Annotated in this window: 17 protein-coding genes; 4 read left to right on the forward strand and 13 right to left on the reverse strand. The window is 68.9% G+C overall.

Going from position 1 to position 21,910, the window contains the following annotated elements; all coding sequences use genetic code 11:
• Window positions 1-693 precede the first annotated feature (693 nt).
• Window positions 694-2,169 (reverse strand): sigma-54 dependent transcriptional regulator, encoded by a 1,476-nt coding sequence (locus tag C4B30_RS26940; RefSeq protein ID WP_027782520.1) that lies wholly within the window; start codon window positions 2,167-2,169, stop codon window positions 694-696.
• Between the two features lie 490 nt (window positions 2,170-2,659).
• Window positions 2,660-3,577: a metal-dependent hydrolase gene (locus tag C4B30_RS26945; RefSeq protein ID WP_027782519.1), complete on the reverse strand. Its 918-nt coding sequence runs from the start codon at window positions 3,575-3,577 to the stop codon at window positions 2,660-2,662.
• Window positions 3,578-4,158: 581 nt separating this feature from the next.
• Here C4B30_RS26945 and C4B30_RS26955 point away from each other — a divergent pair.
• The 3 genes from C4B30_RS26955 (at window position 4,159) to C4B30_RS26965 (ending at window position 6,919) form a co-directional block, all read left to right on the forward strand.
• The gene (locus tag C4B30_RS26955; protein ID WP_069259438.1) at window positions 4,159-4,500 is read left to right on the forward strand and encodes an FKBP-type peptidyl-prolyl cis-trans isomerase; all 342 of its coding nucleotides are present in this window, start codon (window positions 4,159-4,161) and stop codon (window positions 4,498-4,500) included.
• Between the two features lie 25 nt (window positions 4,501-4,525).
• Window positions 4,526-5,299 carry an AraC family transcriptional regulator gene (locus tag C4B30_RS26960; RefSeq protein ID WP_105133155.1) on the forward strand — a complete coding sequence of 258 codons (774 nt, stop codon included), beginning with the start codon at window positions 4,526-4,528 and terminating at the stop codon, window positions 5,297-5,299.
• Between the two features lie 120 nt (window positions 5,300-5,419).
• On the forward strand, window positions 5,420-6,919 hold the full coding sequence (locus C4B30_RS26965) for an MFS transporter (RefSeq protein WP_105133169.1): 1,500 nt from the start codon (window positions 5,420-5,422) through the stop codon (window positions 6,917-6,919).
• Window positions 6,920-7,005: 86 nt separating this feature from the next.
• Here C4B30_RS26965 and C4B30_RS26970 read toward each other — a convergent pair whose 3' ends face one another.
• On the reverse strand, window positions 7,006-7,476 hold the full coding sequence (locus tag C4B30_RS26970) for a winged helix-turn-helix transcriptional regulator (protein WP_199779089.1): 471 nt from the start codon (window positions 7,474-7,476) through the stop codon (window positions 7,006-7,008).
• Window positions 7,477-7,629: 153 nt separating this feature from the next.
• Here C4B30_RS26970 and C4B30_RS26975 point away from each other — a divergent pair, with 153 nt between their 5' ends.
• Window positions 7,630-8,865: an MFS transporter gene (locus C4B30_RS26975; RefSeq protein ID WP_105133157.1), complete on the forward strand. Its 1,236-nt coding sequence runs from the start codon at window positions 7,630-7,632 to the stop codon at window positions 8,863-8,865.
• A gap of 130 nt (window positions 8,866-8,995) precedes the next feature.
• Here the strand turns inward: C4B30_RS26975 and C4B30_RS26980 are convergent, their stop codons facing one another.
• The 10 genes from C4B30_RS26980 to C4B30_RS27025 form a co-directional block, all read right to left on the reverse strand.
• Entirely contained in the window at window positions 8,996-10,162 is a 1,167-nt protein-coding gene (locus tag C4B30_RS26980; protein WP_105133170.1) for a glycosyltransferase family 4 protein, read from the reverse strand.
• A complete protein-coding gene (locus C4B30_RS26985; protein ID WP_105133158.1) occupies window positions 10,162-11,346 on the reverse strand; it encodes a glycosyltransferase family 4 protein in 1,185 nt (394 codons plus the stop codon). Before C4B30_RS26985 ends, C4B30_RS26980 begins: the two co-directional genes overlap by 1 nt.
• Window positions 11,343-12,809, reverse strand: a complete 1,467-nt coding sequence (locus C4B30_RS26990; protein ID WP_027782511.1) for an O-antigen ligase family protein — start codon at window positions 12,807-12,809, stop codon at window positions 11,343-11,345. Before C4B30_RS26990 ends, C4B30_RS26985 begins: the two co-directional genes overlap by 4 nt.
• A gap of 10 nt (window positions 12,810-12,819) precedes the next feature.
• On the reverse strand, window positions 12,820-13,968 hold the full coding sequence (locus C4B30_RS26995; RefSeq protein WP_105133159.1) for a glycosyltransferase family 4 protein: 1,149 nt from the start codon (window positions 13,966-13,968) through the stop codon (window positions 12,820-12,822).
• A 43-nt stretch (window positions 13,969-14,011) separates the two neighbouring features.
• Window positions 14,012-14,971 (reverse strand): glycosyltransferase family 2 protein, encoded by a 960-nt coding sequence (locus C4B30_RS27000; protein WP_027782509.1) that lies wholly within the window; start codon window positions 14,969-14,971, stop codon window positions 14,012-14,014.
• Between the two features lie 62 nt (window positions 14,972-15,033).
• Window positions 15,034-17,259 carry a polysaccharide biosynthesis tyrosine autokinase gene (locus tag C4B30_RS27005; protein ID WP_027782508.1) on the reverse strand — a complete coding sequence of 742 codons (2,226 nt, stop codon included), beginning with the start codon at window positions 17,257-17,259 and terminating at the stop codon, window positions 15,034-15,036.
• A 50-nt stretch (window positions 17,260-17,309) separates the two neighbouring features.
• Window positions 17,310-18,488, reverse strand: a complete 1,179-nt coding sequence (locus tag C4B30_RS27010) for a polysaccharide biosynthesis/export family protein (RefSeq protein WP_027782507.1) — start codon at window positions 18,486-18,488, stop codon at window positions 17,310-17,312.
• The gene (locus tag C4B30_RS27015) at window positions 18,482-18,925 is read right to left on the reverse strand and encodes a low molecular weight protein-tyrosine-phosphatase (RefSeq protein ID WP_027782506.1); all 444 of its coding nucleotides are present in this window, start codon (window positions 18,923-18,925) and stop codon (window positions 18,482-18,484) included. Before C4B30_RS27015 ends, C4B30_RS27010 begins: the two co-directional genes overlap by 7 nt.
• A gap of 30 nt (window positions 18,926-18,955) precedes the next feature.
• A complete protein-coding gene (locus C4B30_RS27020) occupies window positions 18,956-20,368 on the reverse strand; it encodes a UDP-glucose dehydrogenase family protein (RefSeq protein ID WP_027782505.1) in 1,413 nt (470 codons plus the stop codon).
• A 75-nt stretch (window positions 20,369-20,443) separates the two neighbouring features.
• Complete coding sequence (locus C4B30_RS27025) at window positions 20,444-21,817, reverse strand: undecaprenyl-phosphate glucose phosphotransferase (RefSeq protein ID WP_105133171.1); 1,374 nt, start codon at window positions 21,815-21,817, stop codon at window positions 20,444-20,446.
• Window positions 21,818-21,910: the final 93 nt, after the last annotated feature.

Genomic DNA, 21,910 nt, shown 5'->3' on the forward strand with positions numbered 1-21,910 from the left:
GGCGTGTGACGATCGATCATTTTTCTACCCCGTTTGCTGTCTGATGTTTGTTCCGGCAACCGGACGATGCCGATGCCCCGGCGATCAGGCGACGACGCTCCGTGCTCGCCGTGACGCGGCCGCTGCACCGCGCTCGGCCGCCGCATCCCCGCGGACTGCGTCCTGGCCGGTACTGACGGCTTTCGCTGCCTGACCGGACGGACCTCGCGTCGTCGACTCTCGCCCGCCCTTCTTCGCAAGGACCGGGCCAGCGCTGCGCGAGCCCGGCCGGACAAGGGGGTGACCGGGCCGGCTCGCGGCCGGAACGGGTGCGGGATGCCGGAAGTTACGAAACTGAAACATCGGGGCCGCGACACGCCGCCGGCCGTGTCACGGCGGGGCCTTGCGGAATAAGGCTGAACAATGGAGCACGGAATTCTTACCGGCGACGGATCGGCCGATCGGCCCGGTTCGCGGCGGAAATTCGCCCGCCGGCCGACGCGAAATGTTTCATGCGCTTTACATGCCGCCGGCGGCAACGCGCACCGCACGTCGTGGCTGGATGCTGAACGCGGCGGCCGATCGCAACGCGACACTGCGACATCGCTTCACGCGACCTCCGCGACCTCACGCTACCCGAGCGACCGCCCACGACGATCCGCCGAGCGCGCCAGGCCGATCCGCTTCGGCGTGTCGGGCCTGGACTCGCGCCGCTCAACCGACCCGCCGATGCCCCGCGTCGTCCGACGGCGCGCCGTCGTTACCGCCGTCGTTGCCGCCGTGGTGATCGCGATCGTTCAGCCCGTGCTCGATCATCATCCGGTAGAGCGTCACGCGTGAAATGCCGAGTTCGGCGGCGGCCTTGTTGATCCGGTGGTCGTTGCGCAACAGCGCATTCTCGATCGCGGTGCGTTCGGCCAGCGCCCGCGCCTGTTCGAGCGTCACGGGTTCGGTTTCGCCGGGCGTGTCGAGCCCGAGATCGTGCGGCGTCAGCAGCCGGCTCTCGGCCATCACGATCGCGCGCCGCACGCGGTTGATCAGCTCCCGCACATTGCCGGGCCACTCGTAGCGCCGCATCGCGTCGAGCGCGGCCGACGTGAAGCCGCTGATCTTGCGACCGCTGTCGGCCTTGAATTTCTGCAGCACGTAGTGCGCGAGGATGTCGATGTCCTTGCCGCGTGCGCGCAGCGGCGGCTCGTGGATGCGCAGCACGCACAGCCGATGATAGAGATCCGCGCGGAAGCGCCCGGCCTCGACCGCGCCGTCGAGATCGACGTGCGTGGCCGAGATGATCCGCACGTCGACCGCGATCGATTCCTGCCCGCCGAGCCGCTCGATCTTCCCTTCCTGCAGAAAGCGCAGCAGGCTCGCCTGGCTTTCGACCGGCATGTCGCCGATTTCGTCGAGAAACAGCGTGCCGCCGTTCGCGGATTCGATCCGGCCCGCGCGCCGCTGGTTCGCGCCGGTGAACGCGCCGCGTTCATAGCCGAACAGCTCCGACTGCAGCAGGTGATGCGGAATCGCGCCGCAATTGATCGCGACGAACGGCCCCTTGCCGCGAACGGAGCGCTCGTGAATCGCGAGCGCCGTCAGCTCCTTGCCGGTGCCCGACTCGCCCGAGATGAACACGCTCGCGTCGGTCTTCGCGACCTTGCGGATCGTGCTGAACAGCTGCTGCATCGCCTCGCAGTTGCCGATCATCCCGTGTTCGCCAATCGACGCCGCATAGGCGGCCCCGTCGACGCGATCGAGCGCGGCCATCCCGCGCGCATGGCCGAGCACGTGCGAAATCCATTCGTACGGCAGCGGCAGCGTCACGTAATCGAAACAGTAGCTGCGGATCAGTTCGCGCACGGCAGGGCTAATCGTGACGCCGGCCTGCGCGATGGAAATCCAGCCGATCGCCGGCTGGCTCAGACACATCTTCAGTGCGGGATAGTCGCGCGACGTGAACCCGGTGAAATCGACCAGCCCGGCGGCCACGCTCACGCCGGACGCGATGTTCTGCGCGGCGCCGGCCGTCTTCGCGACCGCGATCTCCCAGCCGAGCCCGCGCAGTTGCGCCAGCAACGGCTCGTCGGGCGTGCGCATGATCACGAACAGCTTGCGTCCCGCCTCGGGAGCGGTGACGGACACGTCCGCCATCTCGGGCGCCGCCTGCCCGTTTGCGTCGGGTGACCTTGCAACCATCGTTGTTCCCCGCTTGGCGTTGGTATCGCGCGCCGGCTTGCCGCCGCGTACGACGGACATGATCGAACCGACATATTGGGCGTATTTCCGTCCGAATAAAATCCCCCCGTGCATGAATCGCGCCGGAGGTCGACGTCGTCATGAACGGTATATCGATGCGGCGGGCTTGCGGCTAAATGGGTGTTATCCCGGGGGCGGACGCCGCGCGCGACCGGAAAGAACCGGCGCCGCGCGCGCAAAGCCACGCCGGTGTTGGCGCGAGGCGATCGTGCGGGAGGCGGCGCACGCCCGAACGGCGCGCCGGTGCATGTGCGCGCAACCGGTCTGCCGGGCATGCGGACGCCCGTGCAACCGGTTTCGGTTGATTTTCGTCAATCGTCGGAACAAGCCGGCCGATGCACGAACGCAACATGCGCGGCGCCCCGCCGTGCGGCGGGGTGGCCGGGTCAGCGGCGGGTCAGCAGTGGGTCAGCGGTGGGTCAGCGGTGGGTCAGCGTCCGGACGCGAGCGGCGCCGGCGTGTGCGCACGGCCGCGGCCGGCCGGCGTGCCGCCATGTTCGCCGTAGGTGGCGGCCAGTGCGTCGACCCGCGCGAGATGGTGGTGATTGTCGTGATCCCACGGGTGGAAGCCCGGCCGGAAAAAGCTCAGCCATTCGCCGGCGATGCGAGGGAACAGCCCGCGGCGCGGCCCGTACAGGAACGCGATCATTCGCAGCATGCCGCGCGCGTGATGCCCGGCGCCGCGATCGCGCCACAGCAGCGTCGCATGCATGACGAACACGGTCGGCCAGAACGTCAGCGTCGTCAGCAGATACACGCCGACACGGATCAGGTAGCGACGCAGCCCCGGCTTCATCGCGGCATTCCACACGTCGAACGACACGGCCTTGTGCTCGGTTTCCTCCAGCGCGTGCCAGATCCACATCTGCCGGTAGCCTTCGACCGAACCGCCGAGGCGCGTCGGGTCGCGCAGCAGCCAGTCGGCGAGCATCGCCGTGTAATGTTCGGCCGCCACCGTGTGCGCGAGCTGCACCGAATGCGGCAGCTTGCGCTTCATGTAGCCGAGCACCGCCCACACGCGCCGGTCGAGCTTGCGCGCGGGCAATCGGTTCGCCTGCATCAGTTCGTTGTATTCGACGTGCTCGCGCGTATGCATCGCCTCCTGGCCGATGAAGCCCAGCACCTGCTGCTTCAGCACGGGATCGTCGATCCGGTCGCGGTAGTTGCGCACCGAATCCATGAAGAAGCGCTCGCCGGCCGGAAACAGCAGCGACAGCGCGTTGAAGAAATGGGTTACGTGCGACCCGAGGCCATGCCAGTCCTTCGCGCGTTCGACCGGCAGGTCGAAGCGCAGGTCGCGGCGCACCGGCATGATCCCGGCTGCGGTGACGGAAGCGGCTGACTTCATGTTCATCGTTCTCCTGTTGCGGAGCGGCCCGGCGCGTCGTCGGACGCGGCCGGCGCAAGCCCGGGCGACGCGTCGCGCGCCGCCAAAATCCTGACATCGACAGATGTAAAGATAGGCTTCGCGCGCCGACGCACGCAAGCCGTGCGGTAGATGCGCGCTTCCAAACAGGGCATGGTCGGGAAGATGAAAAAAACGGCGCTCGAACGGCGCCCGGCCACGTTGCGATTCGAACGCGCGGCCGCGTGGATGGGCAGGATGTCGGGTGCGGCGCCGCGCCCCGCTATCGGCCCGCAAGCCCCGTGCGCCGGGCATTTCGCCGCATCCGGCAACGGTCGCTCGGCATGCGGCAACGCGTGCCGATCGCATCGATTCATACGCGTGGCGCACTGCCATGGTGCAACCGCGGCCCCGCCGCTCGCGAAAAATTCAAACACGCGTTCCAATCGCGTGTCGGCCGATCCCGCGCGCGGCGCCCGCCGCGCTTGCCGGCACGCGTACGACGGCATGAATTCCACGCGCGCCGGCCCGCTGCGCGCTCGCCTACAATAGCGGTTTCACGCAACTCTCTTTCAGGAGAAATCATGTCCGTCATCACGACCGAATCGGGCCTCAAGTACGAAGACCTGACCGAAGGCACCGGCGCGGAAGCGCAAGCCGGCAAGACCGTCAGCGTCCACTACACGGGCTGGCTGACCGACGGTCAGAAATTCGATTCGAGCAAGGATCGCAACGACCCGTTCGCGTTCGTGCTCGGCGGCGGCATGGTCATCAAGGGCTGGGACGAAGGCGTGCAGGGCATGAAGGTCGGCGGCGTGCGTCGCCTGACGATCCCGCCGCAACTCGGCTACGGCGTGCGCGGCGCAGGCGGCGTGATTCCGCCGAACGCGACGCTCGTGTTCGAAGTCGAACTGCTCGACGTCTGACCCCGCATCCGGCCGTTTCCTTCCGATGGAACGCATCGCCTCCCCCGCCATCGCGCTGCGCCGCTACGCCCCGTGCGAAGCGTCGGACGTGCACGACTTCCACCAGGTCGTGCTCGGCGTCGACGGCGCGATGGTGATGGCGGTGGACGGAATCGGCCGGCGCATCGACCGGCACGCGGCCTGGCTGATTCCGGCCGGCGCGCGCCACGACTACGCGGGCCTCGGCGACAATCGCCAGCTCGTGATCGACCTGCCCGCCGCGTCGCTCGCGGTACCGCAGCGGCTGTTCGACCATGCCCGCGCCGTGTCGATCAACCCGGCGCTCACGTCGCTCGTCGCGCAGGTCGCGGCGGCCGCCGCGCAACACGATGCGCCGGCCGGCGACGCACGGCAGGCCGCCGCGCACCGCTTTCAGTGGCAGGCCGCCGCGCGCCTGTGCGACGCGCTGCTCGACGATGCGGGCATCGCCGCGCCCGCGTCGGGCCTCGATTTCGCGCGCATCGACCGCTGGCTGCGCGCGCGGCTCGCCGAGCCGCTGCGCATCGCCGATCTCGCCGCGCACTGCGGCTACGGGATGCGCCGGTTTCATCAGCTGTTCGTCGAAGCATTCGGCGAAACGCCGCATCGCTACCTGCAGCGGCTGCGGCTCGACGCCGCGATCGTGCTGCTCGCCGAGCGCCGGCATTCGCTCGTCGACATCGCGGGCAGCGTCGGCTTCGCGGACCAGAGCACGTTCACGCATGCGTTCACGAAGCGCTTCGGCGTAGCGCCGGGACGCTGGCGCGGTGAACGGCATTGAGCACCTTGGCCTCGCCGAATCCGCATCGGCGCACGTAGCCAGCAGTACGCGTCGGCATCCGCATCGACGCTTCACGTCCCGCTGAAACATCGCATGTCCGTCGCCGCCTACGATGGACGCATGGATACGACCACACCGTCCCCCGCTTTCCCGCCCGCGCTCGCGCGCGTCGTCGCCACCGTCAGCATCGGTTTCGTCGTCACGCAGCTCGACGTGACGATCGTCAATATCGCACTCGCGCATCTCGCCGCCGACCTGCGCCTGCCGGTCGCCGGCCTGCAATGGGTCGTCGATGCGTACACGCTCGCGTTCGCGGTGCTGATGCTGTCCGGCGGCGCGCTCGGCGACCGCTTCGGCGCGCGGCGCCTGTACGTCGCGGGCCTCCTGCTGTTCGCGCTCGCGTCGCTGGCGTGCGGCGCCGCCGTCGCGCCCGCGATGCTGATCTCGGCCCGCGCCTTGCAAGGCGTCGGCGCCGCGGCCATGCTGCCCAATTCGCTCGCACTGCTCAACGACGCGTGCCGGCATGATCCGCGCCTGCGCGCCCGCGCGGTCGGCGGGTGGACGGCGGCCGGGTCGATCTCGATCGCGGCGGGGCCGGTCGTCGGCGGCCTGCTGATCGCGGCATGGGGCTGGCGCGGCATCTTCCTCGTGAACCTGCCGCTGTGCGCGGCGGGGCTTGCGGCTGCATTCGCGTGGGTGCCTGTACGCCGCGAACGGGCCGCACCGACGCGCTCGCTCGATCTGCGCGGCCAGTTCATCGCAATCGCGATGCTGACCGCGCTGACCGGCGCCGTGATCGAATGGCGGCCGCTCGGCTTCACGCATCCGGTCGTGGCCGGCGGCTTTGCGCTGGCGGCGCTGGCCGCGCTCGCGTTCGTCGCGGTCGAATCGCGCACGGCCACGCCGATGCTGCCGCTCGCGCTGTTCCGCCACCGCACGTTCAGCGCGGCCGTGCTGTTCGGGATCTGCGTGAACCTCACGTACTACGGCACCGTGTTCGTGCTCGCGCTGTACCTGCAACGCACACGCGGCGAGTCGGCGCTGCAGGCGGGGCTCGCGTTCCTGCCGCTCACGGGCGGGTTCCTGCTGTCGAATCTCGCGAGCGGGCGGGTCGTCGCCCGCCACGGCCCGCGCATGCCGATGCTGGCCGGCGCGCTCGTCGCGGCGCTCGGCTACGGGTCGCTGCATTTCGTCGACGCGGCGACGCCGCTCGGCGTGCTGCTGGTGCCGTTCCTGCTGATTCCGTCGGGCATGGGGTTCGCGGTGCCCGCGATGACGACGGCCGTGCTCGCATCGGTCTCGCCCGACCGGGCCGGCATCGCGTCGGCGGTGCTGAATACCGCGCGGCAGGCCGGCGGCGCGATGGGCGTCGCGGCGTTCGGAGCGCTCGCCGGCGGCGGCGGTGCATCGCAGGTCGTCAGCGGGCTGCGGATCGAAACCGCCGTGTCGGTCGCGCTGCTGGTCGCGGCCGCGCTGCTCGCGACCCGCGTGCGGGCCGATACGCGTCGCGGCACGGCGCCGGCCACTCGGGCGACGCCATCGGCCGATCTTGCGTGTGCGGTCATGCGTCGCCGGGGTGAGGCTGGATCACGCAACGCCAACGAACGAAGGTCGTCGTGAATCGACTCGCGTAGCCGGCCGGGCCGGGCCGCGCTCGTGCGTCCATGCCGAATGCCATCCGACGGCACAACCCTCGCGCATGACGCTCAGCGACGCGTCGCGCCCGCTTCGTCGCCGATCTTCTTCACGACAGTCTCGGCCGCCTTCAAGGGGCGGCCGTCGTCGTGCCGCAGCGCGAGCTTGCGAATCGCGCGCCCGGTGCCGCGGTCGACCAGCACGGAATGCGGCTCGCCGCGCGCGAACAGGTTGGCCTCGCCCCACTGCCGCAGCATCACGATGACCGGAAACAGCCCCTCGCCCTTTCGGGTCAGCACGTACTCCTGATACGCGGTGCCGTCGGAGGCCGGCACGACGTCGAACACGCCCGCGTCCACCAGCATCTTCAGCCGGTCGGACAGGATATTGCTCGCGACGCCGAGGCTCGCGCGGAAATCTCCGAAACGGCGCACGCCGTCGAACGCATCGCGCACGATCAGCAGCGCCCACCGATCGCCGACGATATCGGTCGCGCGCGCCACCGGGCACGGCGAATTCGCAAGACTTTTCTGCCTGGCCATCTTCCTCTCCGCAATCGTGCCGGCCGCCTTCGCGGGCATGCCGACCATTCGTGCACGGGCCCCTGGCCCACCGCATAACAGGTTGCATTTTAAAACCAGTTTCCCTACACTTCAAACCAGTTTTAAATTGCAACTACATTGCGCGAGGAAACCATGGAGTCGTCCTGCCATTCCGACACCGTTGCATCGAACGCGCCAACCGGTGCGATCCACCCGGCCGACAGCGGCCGCCTGTCGTCGGCGCGCGTCGCGCTGCTGGCCGTCTGCTGCGCGGCAAGTGTCGCGAACGTCTACTACGCGCAGCCGCTGCTCGATTCGATCGCGCGGGATTTCGGCGTGTCGCAGGCCGCCGTCGGCGGCGTCATCACCGCGACGCAGCTCGGCTGCGCGCTCGCGCTGCTGTTCGTCGTGCCGCTCGGCGACCTGCTGAACCGCAAGCGCCTGATCGCCGCGCAGCTTCTGTTGCTGAGCGCGGCCTGCATCGGCGTGGCCGCGGCGTCGACACGCGTCGCGCTGCTGGCCGGGATGGTCGCGGTCGGGCTGCTCGGCACCGCGATGACGCAAGGGCTGATCGCATGCTCGGCCGCCCTCGCCGGCGCGGGCGAACGCGGGCGCGTCGTGGGCGCCGCGCAGGGCGGCGTCGTGGTCGGGCTGCTGGCCGCGCGCTCGCTGGCGGGCGTGGTCACCGACATCGCGGGGTGGCGGGCGGTCTATCTCGTGTCGGGCGTGCTCGCGATCGCGATGCTGGTCGTGCTGTCGCGGCTGCTGCCCGACGGGCACGAACCGCGCGAACGCATCGGCTACGCGGCGCTGCTGCGCTCGATGGTGTCGCTGCTGCGCGATGAACGCGTGCTGCGCGTGCGCGGCGCGATCGCGCTGCTGATGTTCGCCGCGTTCAGCATCTTCTGGAGCGCGCTCGTGCTGCCGCTGAGCGCGCCGCCGCACGCGATGTCGCACACGCAGATCGGCGCATTCGGCCTCGTCGGCGCACTGGGTGCGGCGGCCGCCGCCCGCGCGGGCCGGCTCGCGGATCGCGGGCGCGGCGAAGCGACGACCGGCGCCGCCCTCGCGCTGCTCGCCTGCTCGTGGCTGCCGCTCGCGTTCGGCAATACGTCGATTGCGTTGCTGATCGTCGGCATCGTGCTGCTCGACGTCGGCGGACAGGCCGTGCACGTCATCAATCAGAGCATGATTCTCGGCGCGCGGCCCGACGCGCATGCACGCCTCGTCGGCTGCTACATGCTGTTCTATTCGGCCGGCAGCGGGCTCGGTGCGATCGCGGCGACGATGACGTATGCGCGCGCCGGATGGACGGGCGTCTGCGTGCTCGGCGCGGGGGTGAGCGTGGCCGCGCTCGGCGCGTGGGCCGCGACGCTGCGGCGTGCGTGATGCGCGCCGGCCATGCGGATCGAACGGGAAAAGCCGGCGCGCCCTCGGTGGGCGGCCGGCACGCGAACCGGCCACGCACGCGCGCCGGCCGGGGTGTCGGTGCGGCGCGCGCGGTGCGCGCCGCGGGCGTTCAGCCTGCCGCCTGGATCGCCTCTTCGTAGACGCCGGCCACGCGTCGCGCGATCACCGCGTTGTCGAAATGCTCGCGCGCATAGCGCTTGCACGCAGCTTCGTCGGGCAGCGCGATCGCGCCCGACAGCGCGCCGCCCAGCCCTTCGGCGATCGCATCCGCGCCCGTCGACGGCAGCACGAGATCGTTCGACAGCCCGGCGACCGCCTCCGGCAACCCGCCGACCGGCGTGACCAGCACCGGCGTGCCGGACGCCAGCGATTCGACGGTGATCAGGCCGAAGCCCTCCAGCGCGACCGTCGGCACGACGCTGACCGTCGCCGCGCGGTACAGCGCCGCGAGATGATGGTCGGGTACGAAGCCGAGCAGCTTCACGTTGTCCTGCAGTCCTGCCGCGTCGATGCGCTGCTGCAGCTCCTCGCCGATCTTGCCCTTGCCGGCGATCAGCAGCAGTACGTCCGGATGACGGCGCTTGACGAGGCCGATCGCGTCGATCAGGTCCTCCAGCCCCATGCGCCGCACGAGCCGGCGCACGGCCAGCACGATCGGCCGGTCCTGCGGCAGTTGCAGCTTGTGCCGCGCCTCGGAGGGCGTGAGCGGCGTGTCGAACTGCGCGGTATCGACGCAGCCGGGAATCACGCGCACGCGCGACGGATCGATCCCGTAGCGGTGCGTCAGGATCTGGCCGAACGCCTGAGACAGCACGATCAGCCGCGACGAGCGCGTATAGACGGCCTGTTCGAGATAGCGCTTCGCGCGCTGCCCGAGCGACGCGGCGCCCTCGACCTGGCTTTCGTCGGCCCACGGCCCCTGGAAGTGCGACACCTGCGGAATCCCGCGCGTCACGTCGAGGCCCGGGAACGTGTACAGCGCGAAGTGCGACGAAATCACGTCCGGCCGGTCGCTGCGGACCTCCTCGCGCAGCGCGCGCCGCGCGGCGAGCATCCGGCGCGCGAGCGGCTGCGACGCGGGCCCGAAGCCCTGGATCGCCCCGCCCGTGTCGTCGGCGACCTTCGGCGAGCCGGCGACGAGCCCGCGCACCTCGACGCCCGCGCCGGGCAGCGCGCCGACGAGCGAGTAGTACATCCGGTCGAGGCCGCCCGCGCGTTCGGGGAACCAGTGCATGCCGATCTGCAACGATTTGATCGGCCGGGAAGATTGGGACATCACGGTTGCTCCTGCGTGACCGCATGCTCGACCCGCTCGAAGGCGGACGGCTGCGGGGGTTGGCCGATGCGCCGGTAAAGCGCGACGTACTGGGCACCCATGTGCGCCCAGCCGAAACGGGTCATCAGTTCGCGGGCCGCGTCGCCCATCGCGCGACAGGTGTCGCGCGATGCCGCGAGCGAGCCGATCGCCTGCGCGAGCGCGGCCGGATCGTCCGGATCCTCCAGCACGATCCCGCATTCGCGCGTGATGATTTCCGCGCCGCCCGCCGTGCGCGCGGTGACGACCGGCAGACCGGCCGCCATCGCCTCCAGCAGCGACAGGCTCATCGCTTCGTAGCGCGACGGAAAGACATACGCGTCGACCGAGCGCATCAGCGTCGGCATGTTCTTCACGAGACCGAGGAAATGCACGCGCGCATCGATGCCGAGCGCGCGCGCTTCGTCGGGATACGGGCTGCCGGGCAAGTAGCCGGCTACCGCCAGATGAACGTTCGCGGGCAGCTTCGTCAGCGCCTTCAGCACGGTGCCGAGATTCTTGCGCGGCGTGCGCAGGTCGCCGACGAACAGCAGCAGGAACGCGTCGTCCGGCAGCTTGAACGCCGCGCGGTCGGCCTGGGCGCCGGCGAACGCGCTGCCGTCGACGCCGTTGTAGATCACGCTGATCTTGCGGCTGTCGATGCCGAGCCCGGCGATCTCGTCGGCCACCTTCTGCGACACGGCGGTGATCGCGCGCGAGCGCCGGTAGGCCCAGCGCTCGAGCACGGTATTCACGCGCGTATAGACGTACTGGTAAGCCGACCACAGCCCCTTGGTGGGCCCGAACGGATAGTACGGACTCTTGAACCAGCCGCCGTGCACGAAGTGCGCGGTATTCACGTCGGCCTTGATCCACGAAATGAAGCCGTTCACGTGCAGCACGTCGTATTCGCCGCGGTGCGCGCGCAGCCATGCCGCGCTTTTCAGCGCGAACACCTGCTGCTTGACGAGATTCGACGGCCAGAAGCCGCCGACCTTCACCGGCACCCAGCGCACGCGCGGGTCGGCCAGCAGCTCGGGCGCGACGTGCGACGCGACCAGCGTGACTTCGTAGTTCTCGGCCAGCGCCGCGCGCGCGATTTCGTAATTGACGCGGCCCTGCCCGTCGTTATGTCGCACGACGTGCGTGACGATCGCGATTCTCAATGGTCGCCTCCCCGTGAACGCGCGGCGGCCAGCAGGCGTTGCGCCTTCTGCCAGTGCGCCGCGGCAAGTATCGAAAAAATGGCTGTGAACATCAGCAGGCCGCCGGTGCCGATCAGCGAGTTCGTGAACACGAGCATCGCGAAGGTCGACAGGCACAGGCTCAGGCACGCGCCGACGAACTTGTCCTTGCGCAGCTTGAACGCCGCGCGCAGCGTGCGGCCGAACAGCATCACGACGCCGGCGAGATACAGCAGCGTGCCGGGCCAGCCGAGCACGAACGGCACGTTCATCACGCCGCTGTCGAAGCTGCCGTACTTGCCGAGCTCACCGCTGTCGCTCGACAGCTTCGTGGACGCGCCGGTCGCGCCCATCCCTTCGCCGGCGACGTCGGTGAACGCCGTCTGCGCGAAGGTCGCGTAGAACTTGTTGCGGTCGTCGTAGCTGCGGTCGTCCTTCAGGTTCGTGATCGACTGCAGACGCTGGCCGAGCCGGTCGGCCACCGGCCCGACGGTCAGGAGCGGCACGCACAGCCCGACCAGCACGACGCCGCTGATCAGGATCCGCATCCGCACGCGGTTGCTCGATTGCACGAGCTGGATCGCGAGCGCGATCACCCAGCCGCCCCAGGTCGAGCGCACGAGACACAGCGCGAACGACACGAAACCGGCCGCCCCGGCGAACCAGCGGATCTTTTGCGGCGCGACCAGCACGAACACCAGCGCGCCCATCATCGCGAAAGCGAACGGTCCGGACGAATTCATCGTGCTGAACACGCGCACGCCGTACGGCACCGGCTCGCCCTGCGAGCCCATCTGCGAGCCGACCATCCACAGCACGTCCCACTGCGGCATCACGAAATACTGCACGACGCCGTATACGCCCATCACGAGCATGCCCCACATGAAGGTGGACAGCAGCACGTCGCGGTACTCCGGATAGTTGCGCGCGTTCACCATGATGTGAAAGCCGATCAGGATCGGGTACAGCCAGTTCGCGAGGTCGTAGGTCGCGGCCATCACGCCGCTCGACACGATTCCGACGAGATACGCATACACGAGCCCGAACAGGATCAGCAGCACCGGAATCCCGCGCCGTTGCGCGAGCACGCGGTAATGCCTGAGCAGCCCGAAGCCGGCGATCATCGTCACCGCGAGCGGCGCGACCTGGATCAAGCTCGTCGGCGTGAACGCGCCCTTCGACCAGTCGGCCAGACGCCGCACTTCGGGGCTCAGGAACCACACCCACCACATGAAGCCGACATAACGCGCCGGGCTCTTGAAATACAGCCAGATGCCGACCCCGATGGCCAGCACCGGGAATGCGAGCGTCAGCACCTTGCCCTGGTGGATGGCGATCAGCGCGGCGGTAAACGTCCACAGCCCGGCCTGCCCGGCCCAGTGCTTCGGCTCGGCGAACCAGCTGCGGGCGCGCGACGGCGCGCGTTCGGCGGCAATCGTACTCATCGATCCGCGCTCACTGCGACGAAGGACGCGAATCGGCGAGCGGCATCGCCACGCCGGCCGCCGCGGGTGTGCGGCGCCGGCGCAGCATGTCGCGCGTGATGCGCACGTGCTGCTCGGCGAACGCCTGCGTCGTCAGGTCGCGTTCGCGCAGGCACGCGGCGGCCGCCCGCGCGCACTCGAGCGCCGCCACCGGGTCGGCGACGAAGCGATCGGCGGCCTCGCGCATCGCCTGCGCGTCGAACGCCGGCACATAGGCGGCCGTATCGTGCGGAAAGTAATCGCTCAGGCCGCCCACGTCGGACACGATCATCGGTTTGCCGACGGCCGCCGCCTCGAGCATCACCGTGATGCCCGACGCGTGGAAATTCGGTCGCAGCGGCACGACGATCACGTCGGCCCACGCGTACAGCTCGTGCTGCTTCGCGAGCCCCGACGCCGGGCCGATCTTCACGTTCGGCGCGTGCAATTCGCGCGGCACGCGGCGGCGCGTCGCGAGCCGCACGTCGTAGCGCGCGTCGCCGCCGAACGCGGCGAGGAACGTGCGCCAGTCGCGGTCGCGGTCGTTGCCGATCGCCGCGATCCGCAGCGGCCGGTTCGGGTTCCATTGCTGCGGCTCGACGGGCGGGAAGTCCTGCGTGTTCAGCCCGTAATAGACGAACTCGGCTTCGCGCCCGAGGTAGCGGCGGCACAGCTCGGCGTTGTCGCGAGCCAGCGTGGTCAGCGCGTCGGCGCGCGCGAGCAGCTTGCGGTACAGCCAGCGGCGCGGGCCGCCGAAGCCGTCCCATTTGTCGAACAGCCACACGCTCTGCGCGAGCAACAGCTGGCGCTTGCCCTGCTCGCCGGCGAGCTTCAGGATCAGCGCGACGGCCAGATGCTCCTGCTCGGTGTGTGTCCAGATCACGTCGGTAGCGAGCAGCGCCGCGCGGTTGCGCCACGCATGCACGACGTCGAAGCCGAGCGCGGCCTTCAGCGCACGGCGCGCGAGGCTCACGACGCGGTTCTCGCCGCCGTCCTGCGAATAGGTCAGCCGGAATTCGTCGGATTCGGCGTGGTGATAGCCGTACAGGCAGCCGATGTCGTCGCCTTTCCGGTAGGTACGCGGATCGGCGCCGTAGAACAGATGGACATGGACTTTGGTTGCAGCTTTCGATGCAGTCATGCGAGCCCTCCGGGCGTGGCCGCGCGCAATGCGCGCAGGCCGTTCAAGACGTCACCGGCGGCATCGCCGCACGGTGGGGGGCGAGGTTCGTGCGGCGCGCGTCGCGCGCGCCGCGGCGCACCGCGCGCCAGTGCGCGAGCACGCGGGCGCGCCGCGCGCTCGGCAGCGACAGCAGCACGTGCGCGAGGCCCGGATAGACGCGCGTGCCGATCAGCGCCCACCACCACCACGCGATCTCGCGCCGTACCGGCGGCAGATGCTCGCGCAGCGTCAGTTGCAGGTTGTACGCGCCGTTGCTGATCGCGTTCAGCGATGCCGCATCGCGCCGGTCGTCGTCGAAGCGCTCGGCCGGGAAATGATCGACGGCGATCGCCGGGTCGTACAGCAGCGTCCAGCCCGCGCGCTGCACTTCCATGCTGAACGCCATGTCGTTGTGCACCTGCGCGCCGGCGCCGCGCAGCCGCGTGTCGAAGCGCAGCCGTTCGATCGCCGCGCGGCGGTAGCTCATGTTCGCGCCTTTCAGCATGTCGACTTCACGCGCGCCGCCGACGCCGAGGTGATGATTGCCGACGATCTTGCCCGACAGCGTGAGCTGGCCGACCTGCTCTCGCGATTCGTCGAGCAGGCGACCCTTCTCGTGCACCCAGTCGCGGCCGCCGACCGCGCCCACGCGCGGGTCGGACAGGAACGCGGCTTCGATGCGCGCGAGCCAGTCGGGGTGCGGCGCCGCATCGTCGTCGGTGATCGCGACGATGTCGCCGTTCGCCGAGTCGAGCCCCTTGTTCAGCGCGGCGACCTGCCCGGCCACGTCGACCGGCACGATGCGCAGCGGCAGCGCGCCGCCGACCGCCGGATCGGCGAGCCGTTCGTGCGTGGCGTCGTCCTCCGGGCGCGCGACGACGATCACCTCGTCGGGCAGCCGCTGCTGCCGCTGCAGCGCCAGCAGGCAGCGCGCGAGGTCGGCGGGACGCCGGTAGGTCGGAACGAGCACGGAAATTTTCATCGAGGGTTCTCCATTCGGCCGGGCCGATGCGGCTCGCGCCGGCCCGGTTTCGTGCAATGCGATCAAGCGCTCAGGTATTCGTGCACGGCCGCATAGCCGCGGCCATAGCCGCGCGCCTTCGGCGGCATGCCATTGAAGATCCCGCCGTCCAGATCCACGCCCGCGGTGCGCAGGCGCTTGATCGCGTCCGCGATCTCGCCTTCGGTATGCATGCCCGAGCGCAGCACGAGGAACGTCGAGCCGGCCATGCGGCCGATGATGGTCGCGTCGGTCACCGCCAGCACCGGCGGCGAATCGATCAGCACGACGTCGTAGCGCTTGCCGAGCCCTTCGAGGTATTGCGGCAGGCGCGTCGACATCAGCAACTCCGACGGGTTCGGCGGGCGCGTGCCGGCCGCGATGAACGACAGACCCTGCACCGGCGTCTCGCGGATCGCTTCCTCGAGCGGCGATTGATCGCTCAGCAGCTCGGACAGGCCCGGCTGCACGGTCAGGCCGAAGTAGCGGTCGAGCATCCCGCGACGCATGTCGGCGTCGATCAGCAGCACGCGCTTGCCCGAATGCGCGAGCAGCACCGCGAGGTTGACCGTCAGGAAGCTCTTGCCGATGCCCGGCGTCGGGCCGGTCAGCACGATCACGCGATTCTTCGCGTCCATCATCGCGAACTGCATCGCGGTGCGCAGGCTGCGCAGGCTTTCGACGCTCAGGTCCTTCGGACGCAGGCTCGCGAGGATCGGCCGCGCGCGGCCGCCGCCCTTCTCCGCCGCCGCGTCGAGCTTCACCTGTTCGGCGCTTTGCGGCACCAGCCCGTACAGCGGCAGGTTGAACGTGCGCTCGATGCGGTCCGGATCCTCGATGCCCTGGAACAGGTTGCGACGCAGGAACACGACGCCCGTGCCGAGGATCAGGCCGAGGAACACGGCGGCCGACAGGATCAGCACCTTCTTCGGCTTGACCGGCGCGCCCGGACGCAGCGCCGAATCGATGAGGTGGATGTTGCCGCCCGTGCCGGCCTTCTGCACCGACAGCTCCTGCACGCGGTTCAGCAGCAGCACGTAGATGTCCTCGGCGACCTTCGCGTCGCGCTGGAGCTGGACCGCCTTCACTTCGGTCGCCGGCAGGCTGCGGAAGCGGTTGCTGAACTTGTCCTTCTCCGCCTGCAGTTCCCCGAGCTGCTGCTTCGCGGCGATCACCATCGGGTGCGAATCGGTGAAGCGCTGCGCGAGCGACGCGAGCTGCAGGCGCTGCGCGGCGATCTGCTGTTCGTACTGCACGCTGCCTTCGAGATAGACCTTCGCCTCGTCGCTCGCGTTGATCGAGCCCGACGTGCGCTGGTACTGCGTCAGCGCGGCTTCCGCGCGTTCGAGGTCGGCCTTCAGGCGCGGCTCCTCGCCCTTCAGGAAGTCGAGCATCTTGGTCGCTTCCGCCTGCTTCGCGACCACGTGCTGGTTCAGGTACGACTGCGCGAGCGCGTTCGCGATCGCGGCGGTCTGGTCCGGATCCTTGCCTTCGAGCGAAATCTGCACGACGCCCGTCTGCTTGCCCTGCTCGGTCACCTGGATGCCGGCCTGGAAGCCGCTGATCGCGTCGAGATCGTTGTAGCGAACCACCGTGAATTGCGTGCCGGGGCGCGCGACGAGCTTCTGCACGAGCAGCGTCACGCCGCCGCCCTGCGCCGATTCGCCGACGCGGCCGGCCAGCAGCCGCGTGCCGTTCTCGTCGACCAGCGAATAGGTGCCGTTCGGGCCGGCCGTCAGCGTCAGCTTCTTGCCTTCGAGCGCCGGCGTGACGCTGATCGAGTCGACGTCGGCGAGTTCGCCGCCCCACGCATACGACTTCAGGCCGAGCCACGGCCGCGACGGCTCGCCGGGCGTCGCGAGGCGCGCGGCGAGGCTGCCGATCACCGGCAGCGTCTTCGGCGCGACCGAGAAGTTCAGCTTGAACTGCTCGATGACCGGCGCGACGACGCCGCGGCTCTTGATGATCTCGATTTCCGCATCGGTCGGCGCCTGCTGCGGGCCGCTGTTGATCGACGCGCCCGTCTGCGTCTGCGTGAGCGCCTGCGACGTGTTGTCGTTGCCCTCGACCCGCACGTGCACGTCCGCCTGGTAGACCGGCTTCGCGATGAAGCAATAGAGGCCGGCGAGCGCGACGACCGTCACCGCGATGCCGAGCAGCAGCCAGATGTCGTCCATGATGACCTGGAGCAACTGGCCGAGAACGACGTCCTCTTCCTCGGTTTTCGCGGTCAGATCCGCGTAGGAGTGTTTCGCTTGCGTGTTCACCATTCGTTCCCGCTTGAGTGGTGCCGGGGGGCGGACGCCGCCCCGGCGGGCTATCAGCGCGTGATTTGCCGCATGTAGAAGATCGTCTGGATCGTCGGCAGCACCTGCTGCAGCACACGGTTGAACTGCACCGAGCCGGCCGTGCTGACGTAGACGACGTCGAGCGGTTGAAGCGGGAAGCGGCTCGACAGCATCAGCGCATCGGGCTGCGTCATGTCGAGACGGAACACTTCGGGCTTCGTCGGGTTGTCGCGCATCCCGCGCATCACGTAGATCTTGCGCGGGTTCGCGTCGGTGTCGAGAATCCCGCCGCCCGCGGTCAGCGCATCGGCGATGGTCAGCCGGCCCTTGAGCATCGGCACCGTGACCGGCGTCTTGACCTCGCCCATGATGAACACGCGGCTGTCGCTGCGGTCCGGCACGTTGACGATGTCGCCCGGCTGCAGCATCACGTTCTGCTTCACCTCGCCGCGATCGAGCACGCCGTTCGCATCGAGCGTGTACAGCTTGCCGTCGCGCGTGAGCCGCACGCGCTGCAGGTCGGCCTCGGCGGTCGAGCCGCCCGAACGCGAGATCGCGTCGACGAGCGTGAGCGGCACGTCGCTCACCGCGAGCGGCCCCGGCTGCTTCACCTCGCCCGTCACCTGCACCTTCTGGCTGCGGAACGACAGCACGCGCACGTCGAGTTGCGGATTCTTCACGTAGCGCGACAGGCTCGACGCCATCTGGTCGCGGATCTGCGCGACCGTCTTGCCCGCCACGCGAATGCGGCCGACGAACGGGAAGAAGATCGTGCCGTCGGAGGACACGGTCTGGCCGTACGGATCGGCCTGCCCCGGCAGCGCGGTCGTATACGGCTGCTGCAGCGCGCCCGCGACCGATTGCGTCGTGTTGCCGCCGCTCGAGAACGACTGGCCCTGCGGCGTCGTCAGCTCCGGGTGGTCCCACACGGTGACGCCGAGAATGTCCTGCGGGCCGACGCGATACGTGTACTGCGACGGATCGGTATAGCGCCCGGGCGGCAGCGGATGGTCGACCTGCGCTTTCTGCAGCTGATCCATCACCACTTTGGCGTCGATGTAATGAACCGGATAGGTTTCGGCCGCTTCCTGCCGGCCTTCGTCCTTCAGGTTCGACGAGTCGAGGTAGTTGCCGGGCGCGGTCGCGCAGGCCGACAGGAATGTCGTCAGCGCGACGGCGAGCGCCAGCGGGCGCATGGGACGTTTCAGCATAGTTTTTGCAGCCATCCTTGAACCAGACGTTCGATCAATGAGTAGCTCTCGCGATAGTCGGCCTCGGGGCCGCCATGCGGATCCGTGATCTCGGCGTCCTCCCACTTGCCCAGCAGGTGGACCTTGCCGCGCGCGAACGGATCGACCGTTTCGACGGCCTTGATCTGATCGCGCTCGCTGACGAGAATCAGGTCGGCGTCGCGCACGATCCGGCGCGACAGCCGCCGCGAGCGATGGGTCGTCGCATCGACGCCCCGCTCGGCGAGCAGTTGCCGCATCACCGGATCGATGCCGTCGCCGTCGTTCGCGTACACGCCGGCGGAATGAAACGTCGGGCGCGGGCCGCCGCGCGACGCGGCGTGCGACTTGAACAGCATTTCCGCCGCCGGGCTGCGGCAGACGTTCGCGTGGCAGACGATCAGGATGTTCCGGAACATGGCGTCTCGTAACGAGTAACGAAAAACGGGTTACGCGCTGGCGCGCGCGGCGCCCGGCACGCGGGCGGCGACGGCCTGGCGCGAGCCCGGCCGGCCGATCGGGTGATACTCGATGCCCTGCTCGCTCATCGTCTCCGGCTCGTACAGGTTGCGGCCGTCGAAGATCACGGGCGTCTTCCACAAGCGGCCGAGCGCGACGAAGTCGGGGCTCTTGAACGCCTTCCATTCGGTGACGATCACGAGCGCGTCGGCGTCTCGCGCGGCCTGCGCCTCGTCGTCGACGAAGGTGAGACGCTCGAGCCAGCTCGGGTGATCGGCGAGATCGAGCGCGATCACGCGGCGCGCTTCCTGCTGCGCGACCGGGTCGTAGGCCGCGACGCGCGCGCCGCGCGACAGCAGCTCGGCGATCAGCTCGCGGCTCGGCGCCTCGCGCATGTCGTCGGTGTTCGGCTTGAACGCGAGGCCCCACAGCGCGAACGTGCGGCCGCTCAGGTCCTCGCCGAAGCGCGCGACGATCTTGTCGGCGAGCACGCGCTTTTGCGTCGCGTTGACCGACGACACCGCCTTCAGGATCTGCAGCGACTGGCCGTGCTCGTCGGCCGTGCGGATCAGCGCCTCGACGTCCTTCGGGAAGCACGAGCCGCCGTAGCCGCAGCCGGCGTACAGGAAGTGGTAGCCGATGCGCGGATCGGAGCCGATCCCGCGGCGCACGGCCTCGATGTCCGCGCCGAAGCGGTCGGCGAGGTTCGCCAGTTCGTTCATGAACGAGATGCGCGTCGCGAGCATCGCGTTCGCCGCGTATTTCGTGAACTCGGCCGAACGCACGTCCATGTACAGCGTGCGCTCGTGATTGCGGTTGAACGGCGCGTAGAGCTTCTTCATCAGCTCGCGGGCGCGTTCGCCCGGCACGTCGTCGTCGCAGCCGATCACGATGCGGTCCGGCCGCGTGAAATCGTCGACGGCCGCGCCTTCCTTCAGGAACTCCGGATTCGACACGACCGAGAACATCTGCTCGCCGCCGCGCTTCGCGAGCTCCTCGGCGACCGCCGCGCGCACGCGCTCGGCCGTGCCGACCGGCACCGTCGACTTGTCGACGATCACCTTGAAGCCGGTCATGTAGCGGCCGATGTTGCGCGCCGCCGCGAGCACGTATTGCAGGTCGGCCGAGCCGTCCTCGTCGGGCGGCGTGCCGACCGCGATGAACTGCACGTCGCCGTGCGCGACCGCGGCCTCGATGTCGGTCGAGAAGCGCAGGCGGCCGGCCGAGCGGTTGCGCGCGATGACTTCCTTCAGGCCCGGCTCGTGGATCGGCACGCCGCCGTTGTTCAGGATGTCGATCTTCGCCTGGTCGACGTCGAGACAGAACACGTCGTGCCCGATGTCGGCGAGACAGGCGCCGGTGACAAGCCCTACGTAACCGCTGCCGATGATAGTCAGATTCATGATGTGTCGGACCCCTTGACCAATGATTCGAAATTCGGAAAAACCGGAATGCCTGCGTGACGCGGCGCGTCGGTGTCAGTACGCGTTGCTGCCGGTGAAGCCTTTCCACAGCGTCAGCACGACGATCTTGATGTCGAGCCAGAACGACCAGTTCTGCATGTAGTACAGGTCGAGCTTCACGCGGCCCATCATCTTCTCGATCTGGTCGGTCTCGCCGCGAAAGCCGTTGATCTGCGCCCACCCGGTGATGCCGGGCTTGATCCGGTAGCGGAACATGTAGCCCTTGACCAGATCCTTGTAGATGTCGTCGTGCGCGAGCGCATGCGGGCGCGGGCCCACCACCGACATCTCGCCCTTCAGCACGTTGATGAACTGCGGCAGCTCGTCGAGGCTCGTGCGCCGCAGGAACCGGCCGACCGGCGTCACGCGCGAGTCGTTCTTCGTTGCCTGCGTGACCTGCCCGGCCACTTCCTCGTGCACCTTCATCGAGCGAAACTTGTAGATCTCGAACTCGTGCCCATCGATGCCCTTGCGCTTCTGCCGAAAGAACACCGGCCCGCGCGACGTCAGCTTGATCAGGCCGGCGATCAGCAGCATCACGGGCGCGAGCGCCGTGAGCGCCGCCAGCGCGAACAGCCGGTCGAACACGAACTTCGGCAGGATCCGCACGTCGGTGATCGGCGACGCCGCGAGGTTGATCGCCGGCACGCCGAGCACCTCGACCACTTCCTGGTTGAAGAACGACAGCGTGCGCACGTCCGGAATGAAGCGGATGTTCACGAAGTCGTGGCGGAACACCGTCACGATCTGGTGAATCCGGCGCTCCTCCGTAATCGGCAGCGTGAGCCACAGCTCGCTGATCGCGCGGCTGCGCACCAGCCACACCAGCGATTCGAACTGCCGCTCGATACGCACGTCGTCGAGCGCGACTTCGCCCGGCGCCTCGCTTTCGTCGTACACGCACACCGGGTTGAAGCCGGCTTCCGGCCGCGCCCGCATCTGCGCGATCAGCCGCCGCGCCGCCGGCGTGCCGCCGACGATCGCGACCGCCTTCAGGTTGTAGCCGCCGCGGCGCAATTGCCGCAGCACCACGTGCACGCAGGCTTTCGAGCCGGCGAGCAGCGCCGTCGTCGTGAGCGCCCAGTAACCCAGCCACAGCCGCGACAGGTCGCCCGACTGGTGAAAGCTGAAACTCATCAGGATGCCCGCGAGCTCGACCGCGAGCCACGCGAACGCAACGCGGACCACCAGCCCGACGAGACGCTTGCCGCGCCACGACTGGTAGATGCCGACGGCCGGAAAGAACACGACGACCAGCAGGCAGTCGAACAGCACCGTCGTGCGCTGCAGGTCGCCGAGCCCGATGCTGCCGTCGTGCAATACGGCCGCGATCAGCGCGCCCGTCACGACCATCGCGATATCGATGACTCTCGCCAGCACGCTCAACATGTCTGTTTCCTCTTCTTTGAACAGGCGTTTGCCGAACAGCGCCTTGTGCAGCCCGTGCCGCACATTCGATTCAAACGTTGCATGACGCTATTG

It is taken from the genome of Burkholderia sp. BE12 (genome assembly GCF_002959955.1).
Lineage (GTDB): Bacteria > Pseudomonadota > Gammaproteobacteria > Burkholderiales > Burkholderiaceae > Burkholderia.